Below are 17,361 nucleotides of genomic sequence, written 5' to 3'. Positions count from 1 at the left end.
GAACCACACGAAAGGAAAACCATGAACGAACTCAAACCCGACGCGCTCCTCTGGATCGACGTCGAGACCACCGGCATCGACCCCGAACACGACCAGCTCCTCGAGATCGCCATCCGATGCACCAGCACGGACGCCGGGACCGACATCGCCGCCTGCCACAGGATCATCCGCCCCGAACGGCTCGACCTCACCGCCATGGACCACACCGTCTTCACCATGCACACCGACAACGGGCTCCTCCACGCCATCCTCGACGCCGACCCGCAGACCCACAGCCCGCAGGCCGCACGCAACGCCATCGAGGAGACCATCGAAAACCTAGCCGACCGGTTCCACCTCATCCCCGCAGGCACCAACCCCGCATTCGACCTCGCCTTCACCCGCAAGGCCGGATACCAAATCGACGGCCTGCTCGACTACCGCGCCCTCGACCTCAGCACACTCCGCTGGTGGCGCAGATTCCACCACCGGCCCGACCCATGGGCCGACCACCACGCCACCAGCCACCGCGCCCTCGACTGCATCCAACGCGACATCCGGGAATACCGCCACTACCACCAGGAGGAAGACCAATGAGAAACACCACCACACGCGCCGCGCTCGCCGCCACGATCCTCGCCACAAGCATCGCGCTCGCCGGCTGCGCCGCCACCGGCACGACCGGCACCGCCGCACCCGCCCAGACCGCATGCCACAGGCTCAACACCGGCAACAGCGACCCCATAATCACCCAATGCGACCTCACCCTCGAAGACACCCGCCACGTCACCTGCATCACCATCGGCGTCCAGAAAGGCATCACATGCGACTGGGCGCACGCCAGCGGAACCGACAAGGAGCCCGCACGATGACCGAACAGGAGAAACACGACGCCATCCAGGCATTCAGCCGCATCTGCACCGACTGCGCCACCACCGGCATCACCGCCGCCCGCACAGGAGACGCCGAAACCGTCATCCACGTCGCCGAACAGATCATCGGCCAGGGCCGACGCATCATCCGACTCATCAACACCGCCGACTGAAAGGAGCCAGATGAAAAACATGCTCGACACCATCCGGCAAACCCTCGCATTCGCCACAGCGCTCGCACTCATCACGGCCATCTGGATCCTCGACCTCATCGAACAGCACGCCAAACCAAAGGAAACCAAAACGACGAACACCACATTCATCACCATCAACCACCGAACCCTCGCCATATGAACCACCCGCAACACACTCGGATGGACAGGCGAACTCCTCAACCCCGACGGCCCCACCACATGGAAGATCGCCGTCACCCACAGACCCACCCGACAAGCCTGCATCAGACACCTCACCCGCATCGCGGGCCGTCACACCACACAAAAGGAAACACGATGAAACAAACCATGAAAGACCTCATCCTCAACTGGCACCACGCCGGCTACACCATCGACGAAATCCAAGCCATCATCACCCACCAGGCATAAAAAAGCCCCACCCGACACCGAGCAGAGGCACACCCAAAACCCATCATAGCGAGGAACGGAAGGGCGAACAAATGTTCGAACACAACAACAGGACACCACACCACAGCCACCACAGCCGCCAACAAGCCAAACTCAAGCAGGCGCTCGCCGCCATCCACGACGGGGACGAGGCGCTGCTGGCCATCGCGCGCAAGCAGTGCCGCATCACCGCCGGATCCTCCGGCCACGGCGTGCGGACGGTCGCGCCGCTGCCGATCAACCTCGGCGCGTGGCAGCTGTCGCAGGACATCGACGCCTTGGTGCTCCGGCTGGCGAGGGCCGTCGGCCTGCCGACCGGGGAGCGCGACACCGTGTGGCTGTCCTGGGCGCTGGGACAGCCGTGTAACATCGAACGTTTGTTCGAACGCCCGGACGCCGCGGCCATCGTCGCGCTCGTGGACAAGGCCGCGCGGCGCATGGGGCGGTTCCTGGAACCCGAGCCGGACCGCACCATGATCGGCCGGTGCCTCGGATGCGACGGCGACCTGTGGGCCGAGCAGGCGGACATCGACGGCGGGTGGATCGTGTGCGAATCCTGCGGGCGCGAGCAGCGGGTGAGGGACGTGGCCGAGGCGCGCGTGCTCAGGCTCGCCGCCTGCGGAGCCACCGGCACCGCAGCCGAGCTCGCCGCCCTGCTCGGCAGGTGCGGGGTGCGGGTGAGGCGCGGCACGATCAGCAAGTGGAAGAGCCGCGGGATCATCAGGCCGGTCGGCGATGAGGGAGGCAAGCCGACGTACCTGCTGTGGGACATCTGGAAGGCCGTCGACAGGGAGAGCTTCAGCGCGAGTTGACAAACCCGCACTGTCGACGTATAACTAACTAAGTTGGATTTTTTCATATCCGCAGGGAGCCACGGGCCGCACGGTTCGTGGCTCTCCGCGTATCAGGGGGAGGCGTCTTCCAATGGGGGAGGGGCGCACTGTTCTGGCTTATTGGAGATCATGACATGAGCAACCCGCGTTATCGCAACGGGTATCGTCGGCGCGAGGTCCAGGCGTACTACCGGTCACGCAAGTCCGACTGCTACATCTGCGGCAGGCCCATCGACTACACGCTCCGCCCGCCACACCCATGGAGCTTCGTGGTGGACGAGACCGTGGCCATCGCCAACGGCGGCCGCGTCTGCAAGGCGAACAGCGGCCCGGCCCACCGCTGGTGCAACGCCGTCAAGGGAACGCACACGCTCGCATGGGCAAGAGCCGAAGTGAAGCGGCGGCTCTCCGGCGGCAAGCCATCGGTCGCGATGAAGCCGAGCGATTTCGAGGCCGTCGACTGGTGAACCCCAGGGGAGGATACCCCCATCGGCGGCTCGGCGGCGACCTCGGGTGCAGCGCCTATCCCTCTCCCCGTGAAAAATAAATCGTCACCGCCGATGGTGTCGGCGGACAAGGAGACGCCATGCCGATCCGAACCTGCGCCCAATGCGGCCATGCAATCCCGAAAAACGCCAGCGCCAAGCGGAAATACTGCTCCGACAACTGCCGCAAACTCGCCAGCAAGCACCGGCGATCGCCGCAAACGGAAACGTCGCTCATACCGTCGCTGCACGACGAGCCGTCGCCGCAACCGACCGACGCGCCGGCCACATACCGCGACATGCTCGAAGTCAGCCGCGCCGCGCTCATGCGCAACCTCAAGGACTCACACTGTCCGGCCACGGCCGTCGCCGGACTGAGCAAGCAGCTGCTCGCCGTCGGCAAGGAACTGCTCGAAATGGACCGCGAGAGGGAACCGGACCCGATACTCGACGACCCCGAGGAGATGGCAGATGGCAGCGGAGACGACCCATTCGACGCCGAAGCTATCTGACGCCGCCCGCGTCCTGAACATCCCCGACGGCATCGCCACCACCGGCTTCGGCCGCGTCCGCCGCGTCGCCGATCGGATCGGCATCCACTTCGACCGATGGCAGGAGGGCATCGGAACGCTCATGCTCGCCAAACGCGCCGACGGCACCTACGCCAGCTCGGTCGGCGGCATCGGCATGAGCATCTGCCGGCAGACCGGAAAGACCTTCACCGTCGGCACCATCATCGTCATCCTGTGCCTGACCACGCCGAACCTCAAGGTCATCTGGACGGCTCACCGCACACGCACCTCGGCCGAGACCTTCAAATCGATGCAGGCCCTCGTCAAACGCCCGGGACTGTCACGCCACTGCAAGGCCATCCGGCAGACCAACGGCCAGGAGGAGATAGCCTTCGCCAACGGCAGCCGCATCCTCTTCGGCGCGCGCGAACAAGGCTTCGGCCGAGGCTTCGCCGCAGTCGACGTCATCATCTTCGACGAGGCGCAGATCCTCACCGAGAAAGCCCTCGAGGACATGATCCCGACCGCCAACGCCGCGAAGAACCCGCTCATCATCCACATGGGCACCCCGCCCCGTCCGGTGGACCCTGGAGAAGTGTTCACCGACCGCCGGGCGGCCGGCCTCGCGCACGACCCCGACAGCACATGGATCGAGTTCGGGGCCGACCGCGACTGCGACACCGCCGACCCCGACGCGTGGGCCCAGGCCAACCCGAGCTACCCGCACCGCACCACGGCCACGGCCATGCTCCGCATGCTCAAGAACCTCGGCGAGGACAGCTTCCGCCGCGAAGCGCTCGGCATCTGGGACCAGGACACCGAGCACACGGCCATCGACCCCGAACTCTGGGCTCAGGCCGCCACGCCGGAACGCGCGCCCGGCGGCTGGACCGCCATGGCCATCGACATGCCGCCGCACCGCGGATGGATCACCATCGGCGCATGCCAGGCATACGAGGACGGCACCGCATACATCGACATCGCCGCGCTCAAAGGCGTCAGAAAACACGGCACCAAATGGCCCGTCGACTTCCTCGTCCGCCGATGGCCCCGCCTCGCGGCCGTCGTCATCGACGCGCAATCGCCCGCCACCGTGCTCATCCCGCCGCTCAAGGCCGCCGGCGTCGACGTCACCGTCACCAGCGCGAGCGACATGGGCAAGGCGTGCGGCCGCCTCCTCGACATGCTCCAATACCACGAACTGCGCCACAAGCCGGACGTGCGCCCGCTCGAACAGGCCGTCGCCGGCGCGACCGTCCGCAAGATCGGCGTCGAGGGCGCGTTCGGATGGAACAAACTCGGATCCGACGTCGACATCAGCCCGCTCGTCGCCGCGACGCTCGCCCTGCACGGCGCGGTCACCAGCACCCGCAGGCCGGGCGACGAACCAGAACAAAGGATGATCGAACTGCCATGACACTCCTCGAACCGATGCCTGCCACCATCGCCGGGCTGACCCCCGACGAAGAGGACGCCTTCCGCCGCCTCACCGCCAAAATCATCCGCCATCGCACCCGCAACCGCATCCGCACCGTCTACTACAACGGCCGCAACGAGCTGCACGACCTCGGCTACAGCCTGCCTCCCATCGCCAAAGACGTCGAAATCGTCGTCGGATGGCCGGAAAAGGCCGTCGAGGGGCTCGCCAACCGCGTCGTGCTCGACGGCATCACTACCCAGGACGGCAGCGACCTGAGCAAACAGGTCAGCGACCTGCTCGACGCCAACGACCTCGCGCAGACCGCGGAAAACGCGCACACCGACGCACTCGTCCACTCATGCAGCTTCGTCGCCGCGCTCCAGGGCATGCCCGACAGGGGAGAGCCGGCGGCGATCATCCAGGAGTTCCCAGCCGACGTGGCCACGGGCACATGGGACAGCCGCATCCACGGTCTCACCGAAGCCCTGCTCTACGACGTCGACGAGGATGAGACCTATGGCCGGCAGATCCGCGCATGCTACCTCATGCTCCCCGGCAAACTCGTCGGATGCGCTAGGCAGGACTGGCAGTGGAGCGTGTACGCGCGCGCCGAATGGCAGGGCCGACTGCCCGTCGAACTGCTCGCATACCGGCCGGACAGCAAACGGCCGTTCGGCCGATCGCGCATCAGCCGTACCGTCATGAGCCTGACCGACAGCGCCGTGCGCACCTTCCTGCGCTCCGAGGTGCAGGCCGAACTCTACAGCGTCCCGCCCCGATACTTCCTCGGCGTCACCGAGGACATGTTCCGCGGCAAGGACGGCAACCTCAAACCACGATGGCAGATCATGCTCGACCAGGTCCTCGCCCTGCCGCGCGACAAGCAGGGCAACCTGCCGCAGGTCGGCACGTTCACCCAGGCGAGCTTCGAGCCGCACGCCGCGCAGCTGCGCCAGACCGCCTCGATGTTCGCCGCCGCAACCAGCCTGCCGCCCGACTCGATGGGCGTGCTCACCGATAACCCGAGCTCGGCCGAGGCGATCGACAAGGCGGTCAAGGAACTCTGCCTCAACGCGGAAAGCTGCCAACGCCGCTTCGGTCCAGCATGGGAACGCATCATCGCCACCGCCGCCCGCATCGCCGGAGACGGTCAGGCCACGGCTGTGTCCAGCCAATGGCGCAACCCCGCCACGCCAAGCCGGGCCGCTGCGGCCGATGCCGCCGTGAAACTCGTCGGGGCCAACATCCTCCCCGCCGACAGCGACGTCACCTACGACATGCTCGACCTGAGCGACCGGCAACGACAGACGCTCAGGCGCGAACAACGCGCCAAACGCGCCCAGCAGGCGCTCGACCGCATCGACCAGACCATAGCCAACCAGCAGCAAGGAGCCGACAATGCAAACGGACAGCCAGCTGCCGGATACGCAGAAAGAACTGGACAAACGGCTCGACCAACTGCATGACGCCTATCTCCGGCGTCTCGAACGACTCAAGCTCGAATCGGGATGGAGCCTGGATTCGATATGGGGAGATGACCACTGGTTCCCGAACGACGAAAGCCGATGGGAAGCCGCCTGCGAAGAAGTCGAAAGCTACAACGACAAGGCAGCGCAGGCCGCCGCCGACTACTTCGAGCAGATCCGAAGCGAATGGTCGAAGTATCTCGGCACCGACCTGCCGGACTTCGACCGCCAGCCGCTCCCGGACGCCAACCGCGCGGTCTGGAAAATCGCCGGTGGATCCAACAACACCGACTATCCAGGACTCAGATACGAAGACGTCATCCCAGACGCCGATGGCCAAGTCCACAACAAATACGGCCTGCGCATCGAAGATCTCTGGCCGAAACACGCCGACCTCGACCAGTGGAAGACGTACCTGCAGCGCGTCGTCTCCACAAGCAGCCGCATCGGCATGCTCGACCGAATCGGATCCGACCCATCGAAACCACGATGGGCCCGCGTGCCCAAAGGGAAGACCTGCGAATTCTGCGTCATGCTCGCATCCCGCGGCTTCGTCTACCTGACACGCGAGACCGCCAGCCTCGGCGGCAGCTTCCACAACGGCCGATGCGACTGCGACATCGTCCCGTCATGGGGCGAACGACACATCGCCGGCTACGACCCGGAAGCGCTCTACAGGCAATACAAGGCATGCGCCGACACCATATCCGCCCTCACCACGCAGGACAAGTACAAGGAATACCTGTCGACGCTCTCCAACGAAGAGAAGGCCAAAGCCCCCGAATACAAGAAATGGAAACGAGACCTCGAACTCGCCGAGATGCGATGGCGCGACCGCACATGGCTCAACACCGGCACACCACCACCAGTCGGATATAACCCTCCGGAACTCCAGAAGGAAATATCAGACATCCGCCCGCATGAAATACGAACGGCGCAGCGCCTCGCCGACAACGGAGTAAAGGCAACCTTCAAGATCGACGTCAAAAAGGTCCCCAACGAAAACGGCAAAGGAACACACGACGTAGGATATGCGGACCTCGAAAACGGCATCGAGATCAAGACGCTGAAAAACACATCATCCGCAAACACCATCAACTCGCATCTGAAGTCGGCATCGAAGAAGCCGGACGCCAAAACGGTCGTCATGGACAACAGCGAAAACGACGGAATGTCAGATGAAGAGCTCATCGCCTGCATCAAAAGATGCCTGGCCTTCCGCGACGGAAAAGTCTACATCATCCGCCACGACGGAAAACTCACCAGAGCACGATAAAGGCCTCAATGTCACCAAATGGTGTCAATGAGACCTTTACCAACATCAATCATAACACAGCCAAGGCTGGCTACCGAAGAGGCCGAACGGAGCCGACTGTAAATCGGCCGCGCCACGCGCGCCACGCAGGTCCGAATCCTGCGCCAGCCACTCACCGCGGACCCCGCACGCCGCGTCGCTAACCGTGCGCAAAAACCAAAGGAGCACCAATGCACTACGCCACCCACCGCCGCAACCTCATGCGCCACCTCCGCCTCATCGAAGGCGGAGACCCGCAAGGAGGCGAAGGCGAACCGCCAGCAGGCCAGAACACCGACGGCGAAGGCGACAACGCGAAGAACACCACGGCCGACAACGCCAAGGAATTCAGCCACGCGCTCGCCGCCCGCGTCGAAGAGGAAAAGGCGAAGCTCGAAGCCAAATACGCCGGATACGACGAATACAAGGCCAAGGCAGCCAAATACGACGCCAACGAAAGCGACAACGCCTCGAAGCTCGAAGCCGCCGGCAAGAGGATCGAATCGCTGACGAAGGAGATCGCCGCGCTCAAGGCAACCGCCGAACGCGAGGCCCTCATCGACCAGATAGCCAAGGACACCGGCCTCGGCCGAGACGTCATCTCCAGGCTCAAAGGCGACGGCGACGAACTCAAGGCGAACGCGAAGGCGCTCAAGGACAGCCTCAAGCCAAACCTCGGACTGCCCACCCCGCCGGACGGCAAACCGGCCACCGGGACCACCGGCGGCATGACGCCGCTGCAGCTCCTCTCGCAGGCCTACGCGGCCAAATAACCGACAACCAGAAAGGAAACCACAACCATGGCACTCAACCTCACCGAGGCCGCGAAGCTCTCCACCGACACCCTCGCCAAGGGCGTCCTCGAGACCTTCGTGCAGGTCAGCCCGATCCTCGACCGCATCCCGCTCATGAACATCGACGGCAACGCCTACGCCTACAACGAGGAGGCGACCCTGCCCGGCGTCGCGTTCCGAGGCGTCAACGAGTCCTACACCGAGTCCACCGGCACCTTCAACCAGAAGAGCGAGAAGCTCGTCATCCTCGGCGGCGACGCGGACGTCGACAGGTTCATCCAGCAGACCCGCAGCAACGTCAACGACCAGCGCGCCGAACAGACCACGCTCAAGGTCAAGGCGATCAGCTACAAGTACCAGGAAACCTTCTTCAACGGCGACTCCAGCGTCGACACCAAGAGCTTCGACGGCCTCAAGAAGCGCCTCGCCGGCAAGCAGGTCATCGACGCCGCGGAGAACGGCCTGCCGATCCTGGGCGAATCCAACGCCGACATCCACAAGTTCCTCGACAAGCTCGACGAACTGCTCGCCGCCGTCCCGGGCATCAACTCCACCAACGGCGCCATCTACGCCTCCGCGGCCATCATCCGCAAGATCGCCAGCGCCATGCGCCACATCTCCTACGACACCACCCTCCAGCAGGACATCGTCGGCAAGCGCGTCATGCAGTGGAACGGCATCCCCCTGCTCGAGGCCGGTCAGACCGCCGCCGGCAAGGAGATCCTCGACAATGACGAGACGCAGGGCACCAACTCCACCACCACCAGCATCTACGCCGTCAAGTTCGGCGCGAGCGAGGGAGACCAGGGCGTCACCGGCCTGACCAACGGAGGCGTGCAGGTCGAGGACCTCGGCCAGCTGCAGGAAAAGCCCGCCTACAGGACCCGAATCGAGTTCTACTGCGGCCTCGGCGTGTTCTCCGGAAAGGCCGCGGCGCGACTGAAGGGAGTCATCAATGGCTGACAGGAAGCTCGACGTCACCCCGCAGGAACCGGACGAGGAGATCGGCGACGACACCCCAACGCAGCCGGAGGAGCCCGCGCAGGCCCCGGATCCGCAGCCGGAGGAGCCCGCGCCGTTCCCGCCCGCGGGCCACCGCTCAGAACGGTTCGACGCGATCCGCCCGGACGGCACGCGCGTGACCGTCACCCGCGACATCGACACCGGCGAGCAGCGCGTCACGGAGGCATGACCATGGCGTGCGCCTTCGCCGCCATCCCCGATCTCGAGGAGGTCTGGCGGGTCCTCGACGAAACTGACAGAACCAAGGCGGAACGCCTCCTCGACGCCGCAAGCCGCAAGATCCGCCTGCAATGCCCGTCATGGCGGCAGGCGGAGGAGGCCGAGCCGGGCATCTGCAAGGACATCTGCTGCGCCATGGTCAAACGCGCAATGCTGGCCTCCGACGACACGGCCGGCGTCAGCCAGCACACCGAGACCGCCGGATCCTACTCCGAAAGCTACAGCTACGCCAATCCGACTGGCGACCTGTACCTCACCTCGGCCGAGCGTTCCGACCTCGACTCGGCAGGTGCGGGCCATATGTTCACCGTCTCCATGACGGGAGGCGCCGGATGATACGGGGCATGACCGTCACGATCATCGGCCGCACGCAATCCGGCCTCGACCCCGGCGGAGACCCCATCTGGACGGAGACCGAGGAGCGGGTCGACGGAGTGCTCATCCAGGATGGCACGCAGGCCAACGGCACCGCGTCCACCAGCCCGGAAGGCATATCGGTCGACCGCACCATCCACATGCCGCGCTCATGGCCCTACCACAGCCTGCGCGGCAGCCGTATCCGGCTGCCGGACGGCGTCGAATACACGGTCATCGGCGACCCGCTGCCATACGACGGCGGGCTCGCGCCGACCAGATGGAACCTGACCGTCCAGCTCCACGACGAAAGGGGATAGACGATGACGAAGGTCAAGCTCAACCTCGAAGGCTTCCGGCAGGTGCGACGCGCGGCCGCACCGGCAGTCACCGCACAGGCCGAATCAATCGCAACGCGCGCCAACGGCATGGTCTCCACCAAGGGGGCCTCCTACCAGGCCCTCCCGGCGCTCTCGACGCCGGAGGGATGCGTCGCGCTGGCCACAACCGGGCATGGAACCGCAGCCTCCGTCAAGGCCATGGTCGACAACGCCAGACACAACACGCTCGCCAAGGCGGTCGGCTGATGGACATCGAGACCGCCATCGTCCAATGGCTCAACACCGCACCGGAACTCGACGGCATACACGCCTCCCTCAGCGTCCCACCGGACAGGCCAGCCCGGTTCATCACCGTGGAACGCACCGGAGGCATGGAGGGCCCCTACCGGTCCACGCCCATCGTCGCCATCCAGGCATGGGACTCGGAAGGCCGATACAAGGCCGCCCGGCTCGCCGAAACCGTCAAACGGCGGCTCATGCGCCTGACCGACATCGACCGCGTCGCCGACATCTCCATCGAATCCGTCACCCACCTGCCCGACCCCGGACCGCCGTTCACGGAACGCTACCAGATCCTCACACAAATCACAGTCGCCTCCATGGAGGCGTGAAAGGAAAACCACCATGGCCACAAACAGCAACAACAAGGAGAACGTCAGCCTCGGCAAGCCGAAGGCCAGCGGCTTCATCTACAGGGCACCCGCCGGCACCGACATCCCGAAGGACGCGACCACCGACCTGCCGCAAACCTTCAAATGCGTCGGATACGTCGGCGAGGACGGCGTTACCCAGTCCGCCGACGTCGACAAGACCGAAGTCAAGGACGCGGGCGGCGTGACCGTACTATCCGTCATCACCAGCTACGCCGAAACCTACCAGTTCGTCATGCTCGAACTGAACGAGACCAGCGCCACCATCCGATACGGATCCGACGCGGTCAAGACCACAGACAACACGATGACCATCACCCACAAAATGCCGTCCGGCGAATCCGCAGTGTTCGTATTCGAACTATTGTGCACCGGCAACAAGGCACGCCGCATCGTCGTACCCGACGCGACCCCGAACGACTTCGGCGACACCCAGTACCACATCGGCGATGCCGTGGCCTACGACGTGACACTCGCCGCGAACCCATCCGACAAGATCGACGGGGGAACCAGCGTCGAATACATCGCACCCATCACCTCCCCGCAGAAGTCCGACTGACCGACACCCCGCCACACGCCCCGCCCACGCGATACAAGGTCCGCGCGGACGGGGCGCTCGCATGCCACGAGGCCTTGAGAAACAAGATAGGAAGCACCGGAAATGAGCGAAAAGAAGACGCCGCAGGACCATCTGCAGCCGAAAGACAAGCCGAAGCATGTGGAGGTGCGCGGCATACAGCTCGACATCGACCCGAAACTCTTCGACGACCTCGAAATCGTCGAACTGGTCGCCGCGGTCAACGACGGCACCCCGCAGGGGAGTCTCGCGATCGTACCGCTGATAAAGCGCATCACCGGGAGCAGATACCAGGACGTCAAGGAGACGCTGCGCGACCCGGAAACCGGCCGCGTGCCGCTCGAGGCGGTCAGCGAATTCATCAACGAGCTCATGAAGGAACTGGCCCCAAACTCCTGATGCTCGTGGCGATGCTCGACAGGGCGCCCGACAAGCTCCGGGCCGACCTGCAGCGTTACTACGGGCTCGACCTCGACGAGCTCGGCCTTTCCATCAGATGCAGGCGAATGGCCGACCTCGCCGCGAACCTCCCGCAGGAGGCGCGCATCTGGCAGGCGATCGACCCGCGCGCCGAATGGACCGACCGCGAATACCTGCTCGCCACAATCGCCGACAACACCGGCTTCCTCGCATGGAGCCAGACCAAGGAAGCCCAACATGCCAACGCCAAATGGCATGGTCGAATCCCGCGACCGGGCGAGCATGCCGCGACGCCCGACGTCGTCGCCGTGGACGTGGACGAGCTGGGGAAGATCCTCTCGCGGCCGAGGGGATGACGGAAGGAGCCGGAATAATGGCGATCGAAATAGCAACCGCATACGTGCAGATCGTCCCATCGATGAAGGGCGTCGGCACGGCCATCGTAGACGCCTTCGCCGGCGCGGCCGGCAAGGCCGGCTCCCAAGCGGGGAACACGGCCGGCGAAACGATGCGCGGCGGACTGGCCGCGAAGACCGGCGCGATCATGGGAGCCGTCAGCACCATCACCAGCAAGGTCGGCAACGTCATCGGCTCCAGCCTGAGCAGCGCCATCAGCCGCGCCGACCAGATGAACAACTTCCCGAAGGTCATGCGGAACCTGGGCTACAGCTCCGAGGACGCCGCGGCCAGCATCAAGAAGATCAGCCAATCCCTCGACGGCCTGCCGACCACGTCATCCGCGATGACGGGCATGGTCCAGCAGCTCGCGCCGCTGACCAGCAGCCTCGACGAGGCCACGAACATCAGCCTCGCCTTCAACAACGCCATGCTTGCGGGCGGGGCATCGACCATGGAACAGGAGAACGCGCTCGAACAGTACACGCAGATGCTCTCCGCCGGCAAGGTCGACATGCAGGCATGGCGGTCCATCCAGGCGGCCATGCCCGGACAGCTCAACCAGCTGGCGCAGGCGCTGCTCGGTGCCGGCAAGAACGGCAACGACCTGTACGACGCGATGAAGGACGGCACCGTCTCGTTCGACCAGTTCAACAAGGCCGTCGTCAAACTCAACAGCGACGGATTCGGGCAATACGCCTCGTTCGCCCAACAGGCCAAGGACGCGACCCAAGGCATCGGAACCGCCATGGAGAACGTCAAGAACCGCGTCGCCAAAGCCGTGCAGAAGGTCATCGAAGCCATAGGCACCGAACAGATAGCAGGGGCAATCAACTCGTTCTCAAGCCAGTTCGGCAGGATCGGCGACATCGCCGCCGACGCCACGACCGCCGCCAAGAACTCCATCGCAGACCTGTGGAACAAGATCGGACAGACCGACGCCATCAACGGGCTCAAGACCAGATGGGCCGGTCTGGTGGCGACGTTCCGGAACATCGACTGGTCAGGCCTGCTGCCCGGAAAGGACATCGAGGGGCTGCAGTGGACCGTCGCATCGGTAACGGCCGACATCATCGACAGGATCGGCGACCTTCTCGGCATCGCCGGCCGTTGCGCCTCCGGCATCGCAGAACTTGCCAGGGGATTCACCCAGACAGCCGCCATCGCCTCGTTCACCGACCTCATCGGTTCGGTCGCCGACCTCATCCGAGACCTATGGTCCGCCATAGGCGACGTCATCGGCAGGATGACCGGGCTGGCCGGTGCGGCGGGAAGCGCCACCACCTTCGGACAGGCCATCGGCAACGCCTTCAGAACGGCGATCGACGCGATCAGACCCGTCATCAATCTCCTCGACGACCTCGCCAACTGGTGCGGGCAGCACTCCGGCGCGGTCGCGACGGCGCTCTCCGCGATAGGAGGGGCGTTCGCCGCGTTCAAGACCGCGCAGGCCGTGACCGCCGCAGTCGCACATCTCAAGGACCTTGGAGCCGCGGCGAGCCTTGCCTCCGAGGCGATGAAAGGAGGAAAGGGCGCGTTCGCCGCGATCAGCGAATCCATCAGCGCGCTCGGAACCGACGCCGGAGGAATCACCTCCGCCATCGGAGGACTCGCAGGCAGACTCGCCGGCCTGCAAGCCTCCGCAGTCAAGGCCGGCGGCGGCATCAAGGGGCTGAGCGCGGCCCTCGGACTCGGCCCGTGGGGACTCGTCGCCGCGGGCATCGCCGCCGTCGTGGCCGGACTCGTCTGGTTCTTCACGCAGACCAAGACCGGACAGCAGCTCTGGGCGTCGTTCACGTCGTTCCTCTCGTCAGCATGGCAGTCGGCCGTAAGCACGGTCGTCTCCATCGGCCAGACCATCGCCTCGTTCTTCACGTCCACGCTCCCGTCGGCCATCCAAAGCGTCGGGCAATGGTTCCAGCAGCTGCCCGGCAGCATAGCCTCGTGGCTCGCCGGGGCCGCGTCGGCCGTCGCCGCATGGGCTGTGAGCCTTGGCCAGTCCGCGTTGCAGGCCGGCCAGCAGTTCATCACGAATCTCGCCAACGCGATCATGAACCTGCCCGAGACGATCGCCTACTGGCTCGGCTACACCGTCACCACCATCGTCCTGTACGCCGCCGCGTTCGGCGCGCAGGCCCTCCAGATGGGCAGCCAGTTCGTGCAGAACGTCGGCTCTTTCCTCACCCAGCTGCCCGGCAACATCGCCTCCTGGCTCGCCTCGGCCCTGGCCGCGATCGGCGCATGGGCCATCCAGACGGCCATGCAGGCCATGCAGGCCGGCAGCCAGTTCCTCGCGAACCTCGGAAACTTCCTCTCCCAGCTGCCCGGACGCGTCCAGGCATGGGTCGCCGGCGCGCTCGCCGCCGTCGCCGGCTGGGCGATCCAGATGGCCGCCAGGGGACTGCAGGCCGGCAGCCAGTTCGTACAGAACACCGGCACGTTCCTCTCCCAGCTGCCGGCAAGGGTCGGGACATGGCTGCTGTCCACCATCGCGCGGGCCGCCAGCTTCGCCAGCCAGATGGGCTCCAAGGCTGTTCAGGCCTCGACCCAGTTCGCGTCGAACCTCGTCAACGGGCTCACTTCGCTGCCGGGAAGGATGCTCAGCATCGGCGCGAACATCGTCGACGGCATCGTCAACGGCATCCAGAGCAAGATCGGCAGCGTCGCATCCAGCCTGCTCAGCGGCGTCAACAACGCCATCGACGCGGTCAAGAGCAAGCTCGGCATCAACTCGCCGTCCAGGCTCATGCGCGACGAGGTCGGCGTGATGATCGGCCGCGGCCTGGCACTGGGCATCGACGATTCCGCTGCAGTGGTCGACCGGAGCATGGACTCGCTCGTCTCCTCGATGAGCCTCGACGGCACGGACTGGTCGAAGACCGGACGCCTGAACGTCACCGGCGTCGCCGGCGGCACGACGGAAGGCGACATCCGTGAGCTCATCGCCGCGGTCGAATCGCTGCACGACGACCTCGGCCCGATCATCGCACGGTACGCGCCGACCATCAGCGACCGTGACTTCGCAAGGAAGGTGAGGAATGCGATCGCTTGAATACGTGAGCACGGCCACCGGCGGGAGCATCGGATTCGAGGGCCCGCTGTACGGCGAGACGCTCACCGGCCTGCGCGGCCGCGCATGGGACTACAGCCTCTCATCGCGCGGCCTGACGGGCGTCACCCGCAAGACCCGCGAGGAGACCGTCACCGTCAAGATCCACGATTCGCCGGCCACGCTCGACCTGCTCGCCCGCCTCGCCGACGCCGACATGGCCGCCGGCAGCCCCGGCACGCTCGTGGCCGACGGCGAATGGGAGACTAGGGCGTGGATCGCGAAGAGCGAGCCGCAGACCATCACGCCCACGATGGTCGAGACGCAGCTGACCATCGTGCTTGCAGACGGCGTGTGGCGGCGCAGGACCACCGAACACCACGACCCGCGAAACGACAAGGCCGGCGGCGACCTCGACTACCCGTACGACTATCCGCACGACTACGCCGGCATGAGCATCCTCGACACCGTGACCAACGCGACCGGCATGCCGCAGCCGGTGAAGCTCACGATCTTCGGCCCGTGCGTCAACCCGTACATCATCATCGGCACGAACCGGTACGAGGTCGACGCGACCATACCGGCCGGAAGCCGCCTCGAGATCGACGCGGCCTCCGATAGCAGAACCGTCACGATGATCTCGGACACCGGCCTACGCACCAACCTCTTCGCCAAGGCTGTGCGAGGCGCCGGGCGAGGATCCGGAACCTACGTCTTCGAACCGCTGCCACCCGGCACAAGCATCATCAGCTGGGCCGGCGGATTCGAATTCGACCTGACGGCAATCGAGGAGAGGAGCGAACCTCCATGGACCTGATCGTCACCGACGCGGCCGGCATCCCGACCGGCTCATACGCCTCATGGACGCTTGACCTGGCATACGGGTCGGGGGAGAACGACTTCGACCTCCGATGCCCGGCACGGCTGCAGCCCGGATGCCGGTGGTGGGTCGACGGGACAGGCTGGGGCGGCATCGTCGACGACGTGAAGACCAGCGTCACCGGCGGCGAAGGCGAGCTCACCTACCACGGGCGCGACTGGCACGGCCTGCTCGCATCGAAGATCCTCGAACCCGACAAGGGCAAGGACTACCTGACCATGAGCGGCACGATCGGAACGCTCCTGCGCACCGTGATCTCGCGAATCGGACTGCAAGGCCTCCTCACCGTCACCGAAACCAGCGCAAAAACGGCGAACTGGCAGGCCGAACGGTACACGGACGCATGGAGCGGACTTGCGAAGATGCTGCGCGGCTCCGGCCTGCGCCTTCGGTTCACCGCCACGCAGAACGGCATCCAGATCGACGCGCCGCCCATCACCGCGGCCGGAGACAGCATTGACTCCGACCTCATCGACTTCGACGCCACCCTCGCCTCGCATCCGATCAACCACCTGATCTGCCTCGGCAAGGGCGAACTCAAGGACAGGGTCGTCGTCCACTGGTACGCCGACCAGAAAGGCACGCTCAGTCACACGCAGACCATCAAAGGGGCGGACGAGCGCACAAGCGTGTACGAGCTCAGCAACGCCGACGCCGCCGAACTCGAGACCAAAGGCAAGCAGAAGCTCCTGGAGCTGCGCGACAGCGGCAGCGTCGACGTGACCGTTGCGGACGGGCTCGACCTCGACGTGGGCGACACCGTGACCGGCCGCGACAACACCACCGGCCTGCAAGTCACCGCCGAAATCACCAAGAAGATCGTCAAGATCTCGGACGGCCTGCCGACCATCACCTACGAGGCGACCACCGCATCTACGGAATCGACCGGCGAGACCGGCGGCGGCGTCGCTTGCGGCCTTGTTCGCCTCGGTGGCGGTTTTGCGCACTGCTTCGAGGTCGCTTGTGGTCACGTCGGCGCTAAACGTCCATCCGGTGAGTGTAAGCCCTTCGCCGGCGTAGTAGGCGTGGCCGTCTCCGGAGCTTGATCCACCGCCGCCGGTCTCGCCGGTCGATTCCGTAGATGCGGTGGTCGCCTCGTAGGTGATGGTCGGCAGGCCGTCCGAGATCTTGACGATCTTCTTGGTGATTTCGGCGGTGACTTGCAGGCCGGTGGTGT

Annotated in this window: 23 protein-coding genes and 1 tRNA gene; all 24 read left to right on the top strand. The window is 65.3% G+C overall.

Features of this window, described 5'->3' with window-relative positions:
- Positions 1 to 21 precede the first annotated feature (21 nt).
- The 24 genes from KIH75_RS08470 (at position 22) to KIH75_RS08355 (ending at position 17,230) form a co-directional block, all read left to right on the top strand.
- Positions 22 to 576, top strand: a complete 555-nt coding sequence (locus KIH75_RS08470) for an exonuclease domain-containing protein (protein ID WP_169079948.1) — start codon at positions 22 to 24, stop codon at positions 574 to 576.
- Positions 573 to 851, top strand: a complete 279-nt coding sequence (locus KIH75_RS08465; protein WP_169079946.1) for a hypothetical protein — start codon at positions 573 to 575, stop codon at positions 849 to 851. The genes KIH75_RS08470 and KIH75_RS08465 overlap by 4 nt, the downstream gene beginning before the upstream one ends.
- Positions 848 to 1,024 carry a hypothetical protein gene (locus KIH75_RS08460; protein ID WP_169079944.1) on the top strand — a complete coding sequence of 59 codons (177 nt, stop codon included), beginning with the start codon at positions 848 to 850 and terminating at the stop codon, positions 1,022 to 1,024. Before KIH75_RS08465 ends, KIH75_RS08460 begins: the two co-directional genes overlap by 4 nt.
- A gap of 10 nt (positions 1,025 to 1,034) precedes the next feature.
- A complete protein-coding gene (locus tag KIH75_RS08455) occupies positions 1,035 to 1,205 on the top strand; it encodes a hypothetical protein (protein WP_219056295.1) in 171 nt (56 codons plus the stop codon).
- Positions 1,206 to 1,524: 319 nt separating this feature from the next.
- The gene (locus KIH75_RS08450; protein WP_219056294.1) at positions 1,525 to 2,283 is read left to right on the top strand and encodes a hypothetical protein; all 759 of its coding nucleotides are present in this window, start codon (positions 1,525 to 1,527) and stop codon (positions 2,281 to 2,283) included.
- Positions 2,284 to 2,438: 155 nt separating this feature from the next.
- Positions 2,439 to 2,771 (top strand): hypothetical protein, encoded by a 333-nt coding sequence (locus KIH75_RS08445; protein WP_169079936.1) that lies wholly within the window; start codon positions 2,439 to 2,441, stop codon positions 2,769 to 2,771.
- Between the two features lie 119 nt (positions 2,772 to 2,890).
- Positions 2,891 to 3,301 (top strand): hypothetical protein, encoded by a 411-nt coding sequence (locus tag KIH75_RS08440; protein ID WP_169079934.1) that lies wholly within the window; start codon positions 2,891 to 2,893, stop codon positions 3,299 to 3,301.
- Positions 3,261 to 4,718, top strand: a complete 1,458-nt coding sequence (locus KIH75_RS08435; RefSeq protein ID WP_219056293.1) for a phage terminase large subunit — start codon at positions 3,261 to 3,263, stop codon at positions 4,716 to 4,718. The genes KIH75_RS08440 and KIH75_RS08435 overlap by 41 nt, the downstream gene beginning before the upstream one ends.
- Positions 4,715 to 6,187: a phage portal protein gene (locus KIH75_RS08430; protein WP_169079930.1), complete on the top strand. Its 1,473-nt coding sequence runs from the start codon at positions 4,715 to 4,717 to the stop codon at positions 6,185 to 6,187. Before KIH75_RS08435 ends, KIH75_RS08430 begins: the two co-directional genes overlap by 4 nt.
- A complete protein-coding gene (locus tag KIH75_RS08425) occupies positions 6,120 to 7,463 on the top strand; it encodes a VG15 protein (RefSeq protein ID WP_219056292.1) in 1,344 nt (447 codons plus the stop codon). The genes KIH75_RS08430 and KIH75_RS08425 overlap by 68 nt, the downstream gene beginning before the upstream one ends.
- Before the next feature lie 64 nt (positions 7,464 to 7,527).
- Positions 7,528 to 7,613, top strand: a tRNA-Tyr gene (locus KIH75_RS08420).
- A 59-nt stretch (positions 7,614 to 7,672) separates the two neighbouring features.
- Entirely contained in the window at positions 7,673 to 8,254 is a 582-nt protein-coding gene (locus tag KIH75_RS08415) for a hypothetical protein (protein WP_219056291.1), read from the top strand.
- A 27-nt stretch (positions 8,255 to 8,281) separates the two neighbouring features.
- Complete coding sequence (locus KIH75_RS08410; RefSeq protein WP_169079924.1) at positions 8,282 to 9,238, top strand: major capsid protein; 957 nt, start codon at positions 8,282 to 8,284, stop codon at positions 9,236 to 9,238.
- Positions 9,231 to 9,467, top strand: coding sequence for a hypothetical protein (locus KIH75_RS08405; RefSeq protein WP_169079922.1), 237 nt, complete (start codon positions 9,231 to 9,233; stop codon positions 9,465 to 9,467). The genes KIH75_RS08410 and KIH75_RS08405 overlap by 8 nt, the downstream gene beginning before the upstream one ends.
- Positions 9,464 to 9,853, top strand: a complete 390-nt coding sequence (locus KIH75_RS08400; RefSeq protein WP_169079920.1) for a Gp19/Gp15/Gp42 family protein — start codon at positions 9,464 to 9,466, stop codon at positions 9,851 to 9,853. Before KIH75_RS08405 ends, KIH75_RS08400 begins: the two co-directional genes overlap by 4 nt.
- Before the next feature lie 8 nt (positions 9,854 to 9,861).
- A complete protein-coding gene (locus KIH75_RS08395; protein ID WP_236028168.1) occupies positions 9,862 to 10,191 on the top strand; it encodes a hypothetical protein in 330 nt (109 codons plus the stop codon).
- Between the two features lie 3 nt (positions 10,192 to 10,194).
- On the top strand, positions 10,195 to 10,458 hold the full coding sequence (locus KIH75_RS08390; RefSeq protein ID WP_219056290.1) for a hypothetical protein: 264 nt from the start codon (positions 10,195 to 10,197) through the stop codon (positions 10,456 to 10,458).
- The gene (locus KIH75_RS08385; RefSeq protein ID WP_169079916.1) at positions 10,458 to 10,823 is read left to right on the top strand and encodes a hypothetical protein; all 366 of its coding nucleotides are present in this window, start codon (positions 10,458 to 10,460) and stop codon (positions 10,821 to 10,823) included. Before KIH75_RS08390 ends, KIH75_RS08385 begins: the two co-directional genes overlap by 1 nt.
- Positions 10,824 to 10,836: 13 nt before the next feature.
- Positions 10,837 to 11,421 (top strand): phage tail tube protein, encoded by a 585-nt coding sequence (locus KIH75_RS08380; protein WP_219056289.1) that lies wholly within the window; start codon positions 10,837 to 10,839, stop codon positions 11,419 to 11,421.
- 102 nt (positions 11,422 to 11,523) lie between these two features.
- On the top strand, positions 11,524 to 11,838 hold the full coding sequence (locus tag KIH75_RS08375) for a hypothetical protein (RefSeq protein ID WP_169079912.1): 315 nt from the start codon (positions 11,524 to 11,526) through the stop codon (positions 11,836 to 11,838).
- A gap of 11 nt (positions 11,839 to 11,849) precedes the next feature.
- Positions 11,850 to 12,215, top strand: a complete 366-nt coding sequence (locus tag KIH75_RS08370) for a DUF5361 domain-containing protein (protein ID WP_169080173.1) — start codon at positions 11,850 to 11,852, stop codon at positions 12,213 to 12,215.
- A 17-nt stretch (positions 12,216 to 12,232) separates the two neighbouring features.
- Positions 12,233 to 15,307 carry a tape measure protein gene (locus tag KIH75_RS08365; RefSeq protein WP_169079910.1) on the top strand — a complete coding sequence of 1,025 codons (3,075 nt, stop codon included), beginning with the start codon at positions 12,233 to 12,235 and terminating at the stop codon, positions 15,305 to 15,307.
- Positions 15,294 to 16,121, top strand: a complete 828-nt coding sequence (locus KIH75_RS08360; RefSeq protein ID WP_219056288.1) for a hypothetical protein — start codon at positions 15,294 to 15,296, stop codon at positions 16,119 to 16,121. Before KIH75_RS08365 ends, KIH75_RS08360 begins: the two co-directional genes overlap by 14 nt.
- Entirely contained in the window at positions 16,112 to 17,230 is a 1,119-nt protein-coding gene (locus KIH75_RS08355; protein WP_219056287.1) for a siphovirus ReqiPepy6 Gp37-like family protein, read from the top strand. Before KIH75_RS08360 ends, KIH75_RS08355 begins: the two co-directional genes overlap by 10 nt.
- The last annotated feature ends 131 nt before the right edge of the window (positions 17,231 to 17,361 follow it).

The organism is Bifidobacterium pongonis (genome assembly GCF_019331805.1).
Classification (GTDB): domain Bacteria; phylum Actinomycetota; class Actinomycetes; order Actinomycetales; family Bifidobacteriaceae; genus Bifidobacterium; species Bifidobacterium pongonis.
Note: the sequence above shows the minus strand (reverse complement) of the source record. Positions and strands in the feature narration are given on the sequence as shown.